This window comes from Streptomyces sp. NBC_00344 (assembly GCF_036088315.1).
Classification (GTDB): Bacteria; Actinomycetota; Actinomycetes; order Streptomycetales; family Streptomycetaceae; genus Streptomyces.
In genome coordinates this window covers 2971625-2985886 of the sequence record NZ_CP107996.1, presented here as the reverse complement: position 1 = coordinate 2985886, position 14262 = coordinate 2971625, and the positions used below count along the sequence as shown (strand labels likewise).

At 70.4% G+C, this 14262-nt stretch carries 14 protein-coding genes; 7 read left to right on the top strand and 7 right to left on the bottom strand.

Annotation, left to right across the window (positions count from 1 at the left end; all coding sequences use genetic code 11):
- Positions 1 to 72: 72 nt before the first annotated feature.
- The 3 genes from OHS16_RS13530 to OHS16_RS13520 form a co-directional block, all read right to left on the bottom strand.
- The gene (locus tag OHS16_RS13530) at positions 73 to 528 is read right to left on the bottom strand and encodes a nuclear transport factor 2 family protein (RefSeq protein ID WP_328537439.1); all 456 of its coding nucleotides are present in this window, start codon (positions 526 to 528) and stop codon (positions 73 to 75) included.
- Positions 525 to 1385 carry a dihydropteroate synthase gene (gene folP / locus OHS16_RS13525; RefSeq protein WP_328537438.1) on the bottom strand — a complete coding sequence of 287 codons (861 nt, stop codon included), beginning with the start codon at positions 1383 to 1385 and terminating at the stop codon, positions 525 to 527. Before folP ends, OHS16_RS13530 begins: the two co-directional genes overlap by 4 nt.
- Before the next feature lie 262 nt (positions 1386 to 1647).
- The gene (locus OHS16_RS13520; protein WP_328537437.1) at positions 1648 to 3474 is read right to left on the bottom strand and encodes a phosphatidylglycerol lysyltransferase domain-containing protein; all 1827 of its coding nucleotides are present in this window, start codon (positions 3472 to 3474) and stop codon (positions 1648 to 1650) included.
- Between the two features lie 149 nt (positions 3475 to 3623).
- On the opposite strand from OHS16_RS13520, the gene OHS16_RS13515 reads away from it, so the two are divergent.
- Positions 3624 to 4727: an alpha/beta hydrolase gene (locus tag OHS16_RS13515; protein ID WP_328537436.1), complete on the top strand. Its 1104-nt coding sequence runs from the start codon at positions 3624 to 3626 to the stop codon at positions 4725 to 4727.
- On the opposite strand, the gene OHS16_RS13510 is transcribed toward OHS16_RS13515, so the two are convergent.
- Complete coding sequence (locus OHS16_RS13510) at positions 4714 to 5859, bottom strand: ABC transporter ATP-binding protein (RefSeq protein WP_328537435.1); 1146 nt, start codon at positions 5857 to 5859, stop codon at positions 4714 to 4716. The two genes, OHS16_RS13515 and OHS16_RS13510, sit on opposite strands and share 14 nt — an antisense overlap.
- 145 nt (positions 5860 to 6004) lie before the next feature.
- Here OHS16_RS13510 and OHS16_RS13505 point away from each other — a divergent pair, with 145 nt between their 5' ends.
- From OHS16_RS13505 to OHS16_RS13490, 4 genes are all read left to right on the top strand, one after another.
- The gene (locus OHS16_RS13505; RefSeq protein ID WP_328537434.1) at positions 6005 to 6706 is read left to right on the top strand and encodes an ABC transporter permease; all 702 of its coding nucleotides are present in this window, start codon (positions 6005 to 6007) and stop codon (positions 6704 to 6706) included.
- 2 nt (positions 6707 to 6708) lie between these two features.
- The gene (locus OHS16_RS13500) at positions 6709 to 7377 is read left to right on the top strand and encodes an ABC transporter permease (protein WP_328537433.1); all 669 of its coding nucleotides are present in this window, start codon (positions 6709 to 6711) and stop codon (positions 7375 to 7377) included.
- Positions 7378 to 7487: 110 nt separating this feature from the next.
- Positions 7488 to 8468: an ABC transporter substrate-binding protein gene (locus tag OHS16_RS13495; RefSeq protein ID WP_328537432.1), complete on the top strand. Its 981-nt coding sequence runs from the start codon at positions 7488 to 7490 to the stop codon at positions 8466 to 8468.
- Between the two features lie 90 nt (positions 8469 to 8558).
- Positions 8559 to 9638 (top strand): hypothetical protein, encoded by a 1080-nt coding sequence (locus OHS16_RS13490; protein ID WP_328537431.1) that lies wholly within the window; start codon positions 8559 to 8561, stop codon positions 9636 to 9638.
- Positions 9639 to 9722: 84 nt separating this feature from the next.
- Here the strand turns inward: OHS16_RS13490 and OHS16_RS13485 are convergent, their stop codons facing one another.
- Entirely contained in the window at positions 9723 to 10865 is a 1143-nt protein-coding gene (locus OHS16_RS13485) for an NADH-quinone oxidoreductase subunit D (RefSeq protein WP_328537430.1), read from the bottom strand.
- 91 nt (positions 10866 to 10956) lie between these two features.
- Entirely contained in the window at positions 10957 to 11901 is a 945-nt protein-coding gene (locus OHS16_RS13480) for an SAM-dependent methyltransferase (protein ID WP_328537429.1), read from the bottom strand.
- Positions 11902 to 11997: 96 nt separating this feature from the next.
- Between OHS16_RS13480 and OHS16_RS13475 the strand changes: the two genes are divergently transcribed.
- A complete protein-coding gene (locus OHS16_RS13475; protein WP_328537428.1) occupies positions 11998 to 13197 on the top strand; it encodes a sensor histidine kinase in 1200 nt (399 codons plus the stop codon).
- Positions 13198 to 13236: 39 nt separating this feature from the next.
- A complete protein-coding gene (locus tag OHS16_RS13470) occupies positions 13237 to 13914 on the top strand; it encodes a response regulator transcription factor (protein WP_328537427.1) in 678 nt (225 codons plus the stop codon).
- A gap of 30 nt (positions 13915 to 13944) precedes the next feature.
- On the opposite strand, the gene OHS16_RS13465 is transcribed toward OHS16_RS13470, so the two are convergent.
- Positions 13945 to 14160, bottom strand: coding sequence for a hypothetical protein (locus OHS16_RS13465; protein WP_328537426.1), 216 nt, complete (start codon positions 14158 to 14160; stop codon positions 13945 to 13947).
- Positions 14161 to 14262 lie beyond the last annotated feature (102 nt).

Here is a 14262-nt window from a genome sequence, read left to right as displayed (position 1 = left end):
AGAACCAGAGGCGGGTGGTACTCGCCCCTACCCGCAGCCCGGGGTGGCGAACCCTGTGACGGCGACTCCCACTCAGGCGGGCGACTCGTCGTCGTCGCCCTCGTCCTCACCGGACTCGGCGAGGACGGGCGACCCGTGGTGGGACCAGAGCTTCCAGCCGTCGGGGGTTCTGCGGAACACGTTGGTGGCCACCACCAGTTGCCCGACCAGCGGGCCCAGCTCGCCGCCCTCCTCGGCGGGGCCGCCGCTGAGGATGTTCTCGGTGCAGGTCACCAGAGCTGTGTCGGCCATCACATTGACCTTCACATCGGTCAGGAAGAACTGGATGTAGTCGGTGTTGGCCATGATGAGCGCATACGACCTGAGCACCTCCCCGCGCCCGGAGAGAACCGGCCAGCCGGGGTGGACGCAGGAGATCTCGTCCTCCAGCCAGAGCCCGGAGAGCTCGTCGAAGTCGCCCCGCTCCATCGTTTCGTAGAAGGCGGTGTTGGCGAGCTCGATCTCTTCGATGTCGGTGCCCGCGGTCATCTGGCTCCCTCGACGGCACGGGCCACCCGGACGGCGTCGGCGCTCGCGCGCACCTCGTGGACCCGTACGGCCCAGGCGCCCTCGTGGGCGGCCAGCGCGGAGACGGCGGCCGTGGCGGCGTCCCGCTCGCGTGCGGGCGGCGGTCCCGCGCCCTCCCGGGCCAGCACCCGGCCCAGGAAGCGTTTGCGGGAGGCGGCGACCAGCAGCGGGTGCCCCAGTGCGCGGAGCTCACCGAGGTGTGCGACGAGGGCGAGATCGTGCTCGGCCTCCTTGGCGAAGCCGAGGCCTGGGTCGACGACGATCCGCTCCGGTGCGATACCGCCCGCGACCGCGGCGGCCACCCGCTCCCGCAGCTCGGTCACGACCTCGCCGACCACGTCCCGGTACACCGCGCGGGCGGACATCGACTCGCTGAATCCGCGCCAGTGCATCACGACGAAGGGTGCCCCCGCGGCGGCGACCGCCGGGATCATGGCGGGGTCGGCGAGCCCTCCGCTGACGTCGTTGACGAGTTTCGCGCCGGCCTCGACGGCCTGTTCGGCGACGGCTGCCCGCATGGTGTCCACGGAGACGGTGACACCTTCGGAGACAAGACCGCGCACCACAGGTACGACCCGCCGGAGCTCCTCGTCGGCGTCGACCCGGCTGGCGCCGGGGCGGGTGGACTCACCGCCCACGTCCACCAGGTCGGCGCCCGCTGTGACGAGATCGAGGCCGTGCTTGACGGCGGCAGTGGTGTCGAACCAGCGGCCGCCGTCGGAGAAGGAGTCGGGCGTCACATTCACGACGCCCATGACCGCGCAGCGGTCCCACTCGGGGAGCCCTGCGACGTGGCCCCGGCCGTCCAACGTACTCATGCCCCCAGCCTAGGCGGTGTGTGAGCAGTAGCGGTGTCCGCCCGAAGGGCGGGCCATGCGGCGTCCGGTGCGTGCCATCGCACGTCGGAGGATTGTCCGTGTACGGGGGGCGTGCTCAGCCGACTCCGACAACGCGGCGAGTGTGCGTGCCAGGCGTCGCGGGGCGGCCGGGGCTTCGCATGCACGGCTCAGGCCTGCGGACCGGGCCGGAAACTCCACGGGCGGCAGGGGAGAAACAACCGCGGCGCCGCTCTCCGCCCCGTCATACCGTCCGCGCCCCGCTCTCCCGACCCACCAGATGCGGGCAGGGCCGGCCTGCCACCCGGCTCCGCCGCGCCAGTGGCCAGGGCAGACCCAGGTTCACGAATCCCTCCGCCTGCATCGCGGCGAGTCCGATCCGCGGCAGATCGCTTGTGTTGCGGAACACCACGAACCTCGGCTCCCAGCGCGGCCGGAACTTCGCGTTGAACTTGTACAGGGACTCGATCTGGAACCAGCGGGAGAGGAAGACGAGCAGCGCCCGCCACCCCCGCAGCACAGGTCCCGCGCCGAGCTTCTCGCCACGCGCCAGTGCGGAGCGGAACATCGCGAAGTTGAGGGAGACCCGCTCGATGCCGAGCCGGGGGGCGGCTTCCAGAGAGGCCACGATCAGCAGTTCGTTCATCCCGGGGTCGGCGGCGCGGTCGCGGCGCATCAGTTCCAGGGACATCCCGTCGCTGCCCCACGGGACGAAGTGGATGACGGCCTTCAGGTCGCCGAAGGGGGATTCGGGGCCGCCGGACCGGTGTGCGGTGGCGATCACGCAGTCGCCGTCGCCGGGGTCCCCGATCCGTCCGAGCGCCATCGAGAAGCCGCGCTCGGTGTCGGTTCCGCGCCAGGCCGCCGCGGCCGCCCTGATGCGCTCCAGTTCGGCCTCGCCGAGATCATGGACCCGCCGGACCCGGGTCTCGTAACCGCCCCGCTCGATGCGCTTCACCATCTGGCGTACGTTGCGCATCGCCCGCCCGGCGAGCGAGAAATCCACGACATCCACCACCGCCTCGTCGCCGAGTTCCAGTGCGTCCAGGCCGGTCTCACGGGTCCAGACCTCGCCACCGGTCTCGCTGCAGCCCATCACGGCGGGGGTCCAGGAGTGCGCCTTGGCCTCGTCCATGAAGCGCTCGATGGCCCCAGGCCAGGCCTCCACGTCGCCGATGGGATCGCCGCTGGCGAGCATCACGCCGGACACCACTCGATAACAGACGGCGGCCTTCCCGCTGGGCGAGAAGACGACGCCCTTGTCGCGCCGGAGTGCGAAGTGGCCGAGTGAATCGCGTCCGCCGTGCTTCGCGAGCAGGGCGCGCAGCTGCGCCTCGTCCTCGTCGGTGAGGCTCGCGGCCGGATGTTCCGGCCGGAAGGCCAGGTAGATCGTGCTGACCGCGGTGAGCAGTCCGAGCGAGCCGAGTGAGTAGGCGACGGTCCAGGAGGTGTCGCCCGCATACTCGACGGGCCCTTCGAACCCGACGAGTCCGTACAGCACGTGCTGGAGCCGGTCGGCGATGCTGGGGCTGCCGACGACCAGGCCCGGATGAACGCTGACGATGACCAGGCCGAGGCCCAGCGAACCGGCTCCGAGCAGAACGAAGTTCGCCAGCGCCCGCCATCGGCTGCGGGGATCGGGCAGCGCGGCGAACTCGCTGCGGTGGCGTACGAGCAGGGTCAGCAGCACCAGGGAGATCAGCACCCCGATGACCGAGTGGCGGTAGACGAACTGCGACACCGCGCCGGCGGGCAGCAGCACGACCGCGGCCCGCCAGGCCCTGCGTTTACGGCGTTTGAGGCCGTGTGCGAGCAGGAAGAGCACCACGCCCGAGCAGAGCGCGAGGGCCGCGGTGAACGGGCCGAGCGTGCCGGGGAGTACTTCGGCCACCGCGTGCATGCGGCTGTGCCTGAAGCGGGGGAAGATCCCGCCCGCCGCGTCGAGCAGGCCGACGACCGTACAGGCCGTCCCGATCAGTGCGGGCACCGATTCGGGACGGGGTCCGCGAAGGATCCGCCGGACGTGATCAGGAACCATTACCGACTTATCCCCATCTACCGGCACAGACATCGCTTCCCACGGCTCCACAACAGGTTCTGTGTCCGGCCGCCGCGCACTCGGCGAGGCATCCGGACATTTTGTGCCCTCTAGGACGGCGCAACGGGGAGGCGGGTTCATCCGCCCCAGGGAAAATCTCACGGCAGAAAGCTCGGCAAACCATGGGTCTCACCAGTCACAAGGTTCTGGCGCTGGCCGCCGCGCTGGCCGTCGTCTTCTTCACCCTCACCGTCTGGCTCTGGCCGCGCCTTGCCCGCCGCAGCATACGGGCGATAGCCGGCCGGATAGGTCTGCTGCTCGCCACTCAGCTCACGGTCTTCCTCACTGTCGGGCTGATGGCCAACAACTCCTTTCTCTTCTACGCCTCCTGGGCCGACCTCATCGGCCGGGAGCAGACGCCCGGCGTGGTCGTCGACCACGCGGCGGGGGTCCGGGTGGTGGCGGAACGGCAGGTGGACGTACCGGGAGGTGCCCGGCCCGCCGTCGGAGGCCGCATACAGCAGGTCGTGATCCAGGGTCGCACGTCGAAGATAGCCAGTTCGGCCTATGTCTATCTGCCTCCGGAGTACTTCCAGAAGGCGTACGCCGAACGAACTTTTCCGGCAGCGGTCGTGCTCACCGGCTACCCCGGCACGGCGGAGAACCTCATTCACGGGCTGCGCTTCCCGAAGACCGCCTACGACCTGGTCAAAGCCGGGAGGATGCGGCCGATGGTGCTGGTGATGCTGCGCCCGACGGTGGCGCCGCCGCGCGACACCGAGTGCGTGAACATCCCGGGCGGACCGCAGACCGAGACATTCTTCGCCGACGATGTGCCGGGCGCGGTCCGCGCCGCGTACCGGATCGGCCCCGGCCCGCGGAACTGGGGGTCCATCGGGGACTCGACCGGCGGCTACTGCGCGCTGAAGCTGGCGGTGCATCACCCGGACATGTACGGAGCCGCGGCAGGGCTCTCCGCCTACTACCGGGCGGCCGAGGACCCGACGACCGGCGACCTCTTCCGGGGCAGTGCACGGGAGAAGCAGCGCGCCGATCTGCTGTGGACCCTCGCGCACGGGCCGGCCCCGCGGACTTCGCTGCTGGTCACCACCAGCAGGCACGGCGAGAAGAACTACCGGGGCACCAGGCGGTTCCTGGCCATGGTGCGGGCGCCCGCCAGGGTCTCGTCGATCACGCTGGAGAGCGGCGGGCACAACTTCAACACCTGGCGCCGTGAGATCCCCCCGAGCCTGGTGTGGCTGAGCGGAAGGCTCAACGGCCGCTGACGGTCTCCAGTTCCACTTCGTCGCGCGGGATGTCCTGTGCGTCGGCCGCGGTGGATCGGCGCAGTGCCTCGTGCAGCCGGGCGGGGGTCAGCACGCCGAGGAAGCGCCCGTTGTCCGCCTCGTCGGTCACCGCGATCCAGCCCGCGTCGTACTGGAGCATGGTGGCGAAGGCCTGCTTGAGCGAGGCGCCGACGGGCAGCCGGGCGTCCATCCGGTGGGCGTGTTCGCCCACCGTGCCTCTGGCCAGGGAGGCTTGCTCTGCGGAGATCCAGCCGTGCGGCCTTCCTCCGGGGTCCAGCACGACGGCCCAGTGGGTGAGACCGGATGGCAGCGGGTCGTCGGTGTGCACCACCGGCGGCTGCTCCAGATCCCCCGGCTCGACGGGGGTGACGGAGAGCCGCTTGAGTCCGCGGTCGGAGCCGACGAAATCGGCGACATACGGAGTGGCCGGGGCGCCGAGCACTACGGCCGGGGCGTCGAACTGTTCGATGGAACCCTGGCCGTAGACGGCGATGCGATCGCCGAGCCGCACCGCTTCCTCCAGGTCGTGGGTGACGAACAGAACGGTCTTCCGCAGCGACTTCTGCAGCGTCAGGAACTCGTTCTGCAACCGCTCACGCACCACAGGGTCGACCGCGCCGAACGGCTCGTCCATCAGCAGCACGGGCGGGTCCGCGGCCAGCGCCCTGGCTACGCCCACCCGCTGGCGCTGGCCGCCGGAGAGCTGTTCGGGGTAGCGGCCGCCGTACACGGCCGGGTCCAGGCCTACCAGGTCGAGGAGTTCCGCGGCGCGGGCGCGCGCGGTGGCGCGCTTGACGCCCAGCAGGTGCGGGACGGTCGCGGTGTTGTCGAGGACCGTCCGGTGCGGGAAGAGGCCGACCTGCTGGATCACATAGCCGATCCGGCGGCGCAGCTCGACGGGGTCGACGGCTGATATGTCGTCCCCGCCGAGGAATATCCGGCCGGCGGTCGGCTCGATGAGCCGGTTCACCATCTTCATGGTGGTGGTCTTGCCGCAGCCGGACGGCCCGACGAGCGTGACCAGTTCGCCGTCGGCGACTTCGAAGGAGAGGTTGTCGACGGCGGTCGTGCCGTCCTCGTACTTCTTGGTGACGTGCTCGAACCGGATCATGATTCCCCATTGTGACGCGCCGATTGTGAAAGCCATGTTGCCGCCGTGCGACGCCTCTCGGCATTGTCAGTGGTCAGGGTTAGGCTCCCCGGACAGCAGGACGAACAGGGTTTCGACGGACGCCCGAGGCCGGGGGAGGGGTGGCATGGCAGGCACGGACTGTGTGGTGGCCAATGACTGGGTCTGCTGGCGGTATGTCACCTCCCGCAGCCAGGAGCTGACCGACGCCACCGTCCAGCATGTCTGGATCACCGCGGTGTCGGTGGCGATCGGTCTCGTGGTGGCACTCCCGCTGGCGCTGCTCGCGCGTCGCGGCCGGGGTTTCGCGGGGCCGGTGCTCGGGCTGACCACCGTGCTCTACACCGTGCCTTCGCTGGCGATGTTCTCGCTGCTGCTGCCGCTCTTCGGTCTCTCGGCCGCTCTGGTGATCACCGGACTCGTCCTCTATTCGCTGACCATCCTGGTGCGGAACATCATGGCCGGGCTCGCCGCGGTGCCCGAGGACGCCCGGGAGGCCGCCCGCGGGATGGGGTACGGCCCCGGCAGGCTGCTCTGGGAGGTCGAACTGCCGCTGGCGCTGCCCGCGCTGCTCGCCGGGGTGCGGATCGCCACGGTCTCCACCGTCGCGCTGACCACGGTCGGTTCCATCGTGGGCAAGGGCGGTCTCGGCAACCTCATCGAGGACGCACTGCCGACCTTGTTCAAGGCGCAGGTGCTCACCGCATCGGTGCTCTGTGTGCTGCTGGCCGTGGTGGCCGACCTGCTGCTGCTCGGCGTACAGCGCCTGCTGACGCCCTGGACCCGAATACGGACGCCCCGAGCGGCTCGTACGGATGGGACGGGCTGATCATGGGCGAGTTGACCGAGGCCCTGACCTGGCTCACGACGGGGTCGAACTGGAGCGGAGAGAGCGGCGCGGGACGCCGGCTCACCGAACATCTGACGGTGAGCGGGATCGCGTTCGCGCTGGCCTGTCTCATCGCCCTGCCGGTCGCCCTGTACCTCGGTCACATCGGCAGGGGCGGGACCCTGGCGGTGAACATCTCCAATATCGGCCGTGCGGTGCCCACCTTCGCGGTGCTCGCACTGCTGCTGCTGACCCCCCTGCGCACCCGGGGCGATCTGCCCACGGTGATCGCCCTGGTCCTCTTCGCGGTGCCGCCACTGCTGACCAACGCGTACACGGGCATGCGCGAGGTGGACCGGTCGGTGGTGGAGGCGGCGCGTGGGATGGGGATGTCCGGGCGGCAGCTGTTCGTGCGGGTCGAGCTGCCGCTGGCGTACCCCCTGGTCATGACCGGGCTCAGGTCGGCGGCGGTGCAGGTCATCGCCACCGCGACGCTCGCCGCGATGACGGGCGGCGGTGGTCTCGGCCGGATCATCACGGCCGGTTTCAACACCTACGACACCGCCGAGGTGGTGGCGGGCGCGCTGCTGGTCGCAGCACTCGCCCTCGTGGTCGAGGGCCTGTTGGTGACGGCGGACCGGCTGCTCGACCCCCGCCGGAGGGCACCCTGACGTCCGCCGCGCCTCCGGTCACGCACTTCGTCGAGCCTCGGACACCGGCTTCCGGCCGCTGTCGCCACCCCTATCCCCCCAGCCCATATCTGTCACTTGGAGCGGACCTCATGAGCAAGACCTCGCGCATAGCCGGCGCGGTACTCGGTGTGGTGGCCCTGGCGGGCTCCCTCGCGGCGTGCGGCGGAGACAGCCTGGAGAAGGACAAGGGCGGCGGCGCGGGCTCCGCGCAGGGCGGCGGGGGCAAGAAGGGGTCGCTGGTCGTCGGCGCGGCCGGCTTCACCGAGTCCAAGGTGCTCGCGGAGCTCTACAGCCAGGTGCTCCGTCAGGCCGGCTACAAGACCTCGGTCACCACGGTGAACAATCGTGAGCTGTACGAACCCTCCCTGGAGAAGGGGCAGATCGACGTCGTACCGGAATACGCGGCGACGCTCGCGGAATTCCTCAACGCCAAGGTGAACGGTGCGAAGGCGGCCGAGAAGAAGCCGGTCGCATCGGGCGATGTCGCCGCGACCGTCGCCGCCCTGAAGAAGCTCGCGGAGCCGCGCGGACTGAAAGTGCTGCCGGCCGGCGCCGCCGTCGACCAGAACGCCTTCGCCGTGACCAAGGAATTCGCCGCGAAGAACAAGCTCAAGTCCCTTTCGGACCTGGGTGCTTCAAAGACCGAGGTCAGGATTGCCGCAGGTGACGAATGCACCGTGCGGCCGTTCTGCGCGCCCGGCCTGAAGTCGAAGTACGGCATCGGTGTGACCGGCATCGACCCCAAGGGTGTCGGCACCCCGCAGGCCAAGCAGGCGGTCAAGGACGGCACGGACCAGCTGGTGCTGACCACCACCACCGACGCGACCCTGGACACATACGGACTTGTCCTGCTCCAGGACGACAAGAAACTGCAGAACGCGGACAACGTACTGCCGGTGGTGAATGCCGGGGACGCCGGCGGTGCGGACATAGCTGCCGCTCTCGGCAAGCTCACCACCGCGCTGACGACCGGTGATCTGGTGCAGCTGAACCGCAAGGTCGACTCCGAGCGGGCCAAGCCGGCCGATGTCGCGAAGGACTATCTGAAGACCAAGGGCCTGATCGGCTAGGGGCGCGTGGGGGGGAATGGAGGTAACCGCTGGGGAACAAATCCCAGTGCGGCCATCCATTCTGGTCGTACGCACGGTAAATTTCACGCCATGCCACGTGGACGCCACCGCCATTCCCCACCCCTGCACCGGGTTCTGCAGCCCTCGGCCGTAGCCGGTGCCTCGCTCCTCCTTGCCGTCGGGGCCTGGCTGTTCGCGGATCCGCTGGTACTCCGCTGTCTGGTCGCGGTCGCCGCCGCGGCGGCCGTCACCGGTGCGGTGCTGATGCGCAGCTGGGACCGGGTCGCCGGGCGCCGGGTCGCTGACCTGATCCGTGCGCGCGCGAGCGACGAGTGGAAGTCCGAGGAGCGGCTGGCCGAACTGGAGGGTGACCTCGAGGAGTCGCGCGAACTGCGCGCCAAGCTGGAGGCGAAACTCCGTTCCAAGCGGATCGAACTGGCCGGGCTGCGCGGGGAGCATGCCGCGCTGCTGCGGCGCTACGCGAACGCCGAGACCGAGCGGGCGAGCGCACTCGAGGGTCGCAGGCTCCTCGCGATCGAGGCAGCGGCTCCGCCGAGGGCCGCACTGCCCGTGGCGGGTTCCACTCCCACACCTGCCGCGTACGCCAAGGCGGCCCACGCCCTGGAGGCACTCACCCGCAACGCGGCCTTCCAGCAGGAACAGCGGGAACGGCAGCGGCAGCAGGAAAAGCTGGAACAGCTGAAGCAGTCACAGCAGAAGAACGGCCGGCAGGGCAACGGCCGGCGGAGCATCGAGTCGCGGTCCGGGCAGGATCAGGGGCAGCAGGAGGCGGCGGAGCCGGAGGGGAAGCCCAAGGCGGCCGCAGGCGAGCACACCCGCCCGTCGTCCGCCCTTCCCGCCCCCCGCAACGTCCCAGCGACGGCCGTCGTGCCGTACACCGCGCAGCAGGTCAGGACCCGGCGACCGCAGGGCCGGTTCGATTTCTTCGGTATGCAGAAGGCGTCCGCGGCTCCGGAGCCCGCGCAGTTGGAGGCGGTGCAGAACGAGGACCTCGCGGACGTGGTGGGCGCCGAGGCGATCGAGGCGCACAGGGCCGAGACCGAAAGCGATGGCACAGCGGAGAGCGGCGGCGGCAAGGTCATCGATCTGACCGCGCACGACGAGACGGAGCAGATCGACGTGGCGGGGCTTCGCAGCGCGATCTCGTGACGGCGGTTCCACTCACGGCCGCGGGCCCGAACCCTCGGGGGGTTCGGGCCCGCGGCCATGCCGGGACGGTGGCCGGTCCGGCCGTCACTTGTCGATGTCGCCCACGACGAAGAAGAGCGAACCCAGGATCGCCACCATGTCGGCGACCAGTGTGCCGGGCAGCAGTTCGGTCAGCGCCTGGATGTTGTTGAACGACGCCGAGCGCAGTTTCAGGCGGTAGGGCGTCTTCTCGCCCTTGGACACGAGGTAGTAGCCGTTGATCCCGAGCGGGTTCTCCGTCCAGGCGTAGGTGTGGCCCTCGGGGGCCTTGAGTACCTTCGGCAGCCGCTGGTTGACCGGTCCGGGAGCGAGAGCGGCCAGCCGGTCCAGACAGGCGTCGGCCAGGTCGAGCGCGTTGTGCGTCTGACCGAGCAGCACCTCGAAGCGGGCCAGGCAGTCGCCCTCGGAGCGGGTGATCACCCGCAGGGTGTCCTGGAGCTCGCCGTAGGCGAGGTACGGCTCGTCGCGACGCAGGTCGAAGTCGACGCCTGAGCCGCGGGCAATGGGGCCGCTGACGCCGTAGGCGTGGACCGTCTCCCGGGACAGCACGCCCACCCCGCGGGTACGGCCACGGAAGATCTCGTTGCCGAGGACCAGATCGTCGTACACATCCATCCGGGAGCGGACATCGGCGACGGCGTCCCGCGCCCGGCCGAGCCAGCCGGCGGGAAGATCCTCCTTGAGACCGCCCACCCGGTTGAACATGTAGTGCATCCGGCCGCCCGAGACCTCCTCCATCACGGCCTGGATCTCCTCCCGCTCGCGGAAGGCGTGGAACACCGGGGTGATTCCGCCCAGTTCGAGGGGGTAGGACCCGAGGAACATCAGGTGATTGAGCACCCGGTTCAGCTCGGCGAGCAGCGTACGGGTCCAGACGGCCCGCTCGGGGACCTCCATGCCGAGCATCCGCTCGACCGCCATCACGACACCCAGCTCGTTCGAGAAGGCGGAGAGCCAGTCGTGGCGGTTGGCGAGCATGATGATCTGGCGGTAGTCGCGCGCCTCGAAGAGTTTCTCGGCGCCGCGGTGCATGTAGCCGATGACCGGCTCGGCGTGCTGGATGCGTTCGCCGTCCAGTACGAGTCGGAGGCGGAGTACGCCGTGGGTGGAGGGATGCTGGGGGCCGATGTTCAGCACCATGTCGGTGCTCTCCGCGGCACCGCCGATGCCTACCGTGGTCTCCGTCATGGAGCCAGTATCCCCCGGCCGGGGGTGCCGGCCGCGGCGGGCCCGTCCCCGCAGCCGACCGGACCCACGGCACGGCTTGGGCGCCTCCCGCTCAAGGGAAGCCCGCCCCCTGCACCAGCCAGCCGAAGTCGCCGAGCCCGCCCCGCCCGGTCAGCTCGGCCGCCTCCCCCGCATCGGCCAGGCGGCGTACGTAGGCGAGCGGATCGGTCGATGCCAGGGACAGCGGAGGGCGCTTTCCGCTCACGCCCAGCCGGCCCAGCGCTTCGCGCTGGCTGAGAAGTTCCGCCCCGGGCAGTGCGCATGCGTCCAGGGCCACATGGGCGGTGATGTCGCAGCTCCCGTCCGGTACCGGACGGACCTCCCGGCCGGCCCGGAAGCCGGCGAGGGTGCCGAAGGGCGGCCGGCTCTCACGGGTGTGGGCGTAGTCGACGGCCACCGCGAGACCCGAATCGAGGGTGCCGACCGCCGCCGCCCACGCCTCGTCGCGGGGCCGGCCGATCTCGGCCCGCTCGCCGGGCCCGGCCGGCGGCCACCAGCGTTCGAGCCACGATGCGTCCGGGCCGGTCACCGGATCGCCGAGCCGCTCCGCGCCGTCGGATGTCCGAACCTGTACGTAGCGCACCGTCCCGTCCGCGTCCGCCTCCGCGACATCGACCGGCACGTTGTCCAGCCACTCGTTGGCGAAGAGCAGCCCCCGCACGCCGGCCGGCGGCTCCGCGCACCAGACGATCCGCTCGTCGAGACCGGCCGGCCTGGCCGCACGCTCGACGGCGTAGGCCCGCACCGGGAAGGAGGAGGGAAGCGCCGCGAGTACCCCGGTGAGCAGCTCCCCGCGGCCCGCTCCCATGTCGACCAGGGCAGGCTCGGGGACCGCCAGCCCGGTCAGCAGGCGGGCGACCGCCGACGCGAAGGCCGGGGAGGCGTGCACCGAGGTACGGAAGTGGCCCGCGGGGCCTTCCGGCCGCAGATAGAAGCCGTCCTCGCCGTACAGCGCGGCCTCGGCCGCCTCGCGCCACCCGCGCCACTCATCAGTCACGGGGTCAAGTCTCCACCTTGGGGAGTACGCCCAGGGTGACCGGATCGCCCCTTCGGTTGACCCGGGCACCTGTCCGCCTTGCCTACGCTGGGTCACGTGCAGCGCCTCTACGACTTCATCCGCAGACACCCGACGTGGGTCGACAGCTTCTGGGCCGTCATCCTCCTCGGGATCTCGGGTGCGCAGTACGCGGCCGGGGACATCCACGGGCATGAGGGCATCGCGGGCATCCCGATCTTCGTCGGGCTGTGCACCGCGGTCGCGCTGCGCCGCCGGTGGCCCGAGAAGATGCTGCTTCTCGTCGCCGTGATGGGCGTCGCCCAGCTGATCTTCGACGTCCATCAGGCGCCGGCCGATTTCGCGATGCTGGTGCTGATCTACACGGTCGCCGCCGACGGAGAGCGCTGGGCCTCGCGGTTCGCGTTGACCGGCGGAGTGTGCGCGGGCACGCTTTCGCAGCTTCGCTGGCCGTCGGACGGCACCCACGGGTGGCTGCAGCATGTGTTCGTCGTGGTCGTACTGACCGTGCCGTTCGTCCTCGCGTGGGTGCTGGGCGACTCCATGAGCACCCGCCGGGCCTATCTCGCCCAGCTCGAGGAGCGGGCCGCGCGTCTGGAGAAGGAGCGCGAGGCCCAGTCGAAGGTGGCCGTAGCGGGCGAGCGGGCCCGTATCGCCCGCGAGCTGCACGATGTGGTGGCGCACAACGTCTCGGTGATGGTCGTGCAGGCGGACGGCGCCGCCTATGTCCTGGACGCCTCTCCGGATCAGGCCAAGCAGGCGCTCGAGACCATCTCGTCCACCGGTCGTCAGGCACTGGCGGAGATGCGCAGGCTGCTCGGCGTGCTGCGGACCGGCGACGCGCGGGAGAGCGGCGAATATGTGCCGCAGCCCGACGTGGAGCAGATCCAGGAACTGGTCGACCAGGTCAGGACGGCCGGGCTGACCGTGAACTTCCAGGTCGAGGGGACACCGCGTCCGCTGCCCAGTGGCGTCGAGCTCACCGCGTACCGCATTGTGCAGGAAGCACTCACCAATACGCGCAAGCACGGCGGTCCGGATGTCGGTGCCAGCGTGCGTCTCGTGTACTTCGACGACGGGCTCGGCCTGCTCGTGGAGGACGACGGCCGTGGAGCCGCCCACGAGATGTATGAGGACGGCGGCGCGGACGGCCAGGGACACGGCCTGATCGGGATGCGGGAGCGTATCGGGATGGTCGGCGGGACCCTGGACGCGGGACCCCGGCCCGGCGGTGGATTCCGGATCAGCGCCCTCCTCCCGCTCAAGCCCGCCCACTAGCCTGCCTCCGGGCCGGTCACCAGAAGGGACATGTACACGATGGCGATCCGCGTGATGCTCGTCGACGACCAGGTGCTGCTCCGCACCGGTTTCCGGATGGTGCTTGCCGCCCAGCCGGACATGGAGGTCGTCGCCGAGGCGGGCGACGGCGCGGAGGCCATCGACATCCTCCGGGCGACGAAGGTCGATGTGGTGCTGATGGACGTACGGATGCCGAGGCTCGACGGTGTCGAGGCGACCCGGCAGATCTGCGCGCAGTCCGACCCGCCCAAGGTCCTGATCCTCACCACCTTCGATCTGGACGAATACGCCTTCTCAGGACTGAAGGCGGGCGCCAGCGGCTTCATGCTCAAGGACGTGCCGCCGGGGGAACTGCTCGGGGCGATCCGCTCGGTGCACAGCGGTGACGCGGTCGTCGCGCCGTCCACCACACGGCGGTTGCTCGACCGCTTCTCGCCGATGCTGCCCAGCACGGTCGCCGATCCGGCGCACAAGGACATCGAGCGGCTCACCGACCGGGAACGTGAGGTGATGCTGCTCGTCGCGCACGGCATGTCCAACGGCGAGATCGCCGCCCACCTGGTGCTCTCCGAAGCCACCGTGAAGACCCATGTCGGCAGGATCCTCACCAAGCTGGAGCTGCGTGACCGGGTGCAGGTGGTGGTCCTCGCCTACGAGACGGGCCTGGTCCGGGCCGGCGGCTCCGGAGGGCGCTGAGGCCCTTGCTGCTGTGGATCAGCGGCCCCGTCAGGGGCAGCAGCGGGCCGCGTGCCCGCCCCGCGCGCCGAAGACCCGCGCCAGCGCCCTGCGCAGCTGCCCGGGCCGCACCTTCCGCGCTGGACGATGGTGTTCCCGTGCCGCCCGCACCACTTCCCAGTCGTGGCGGCCGGGCAACGGGGGCGCGATCTCGCCCCGCTGGGCCGCACGGTACGCATCGATCATGTGCTGCTGATTCGCGTTCATGCCGTAACCCTGTGCGCGGCCGCCCCACGGAGGCGCACCGTTTGACGAGGCCCGTCAATCGACGGGCCCGCTGTCGGTGGGGACGGGCACGATGGGGCCCAT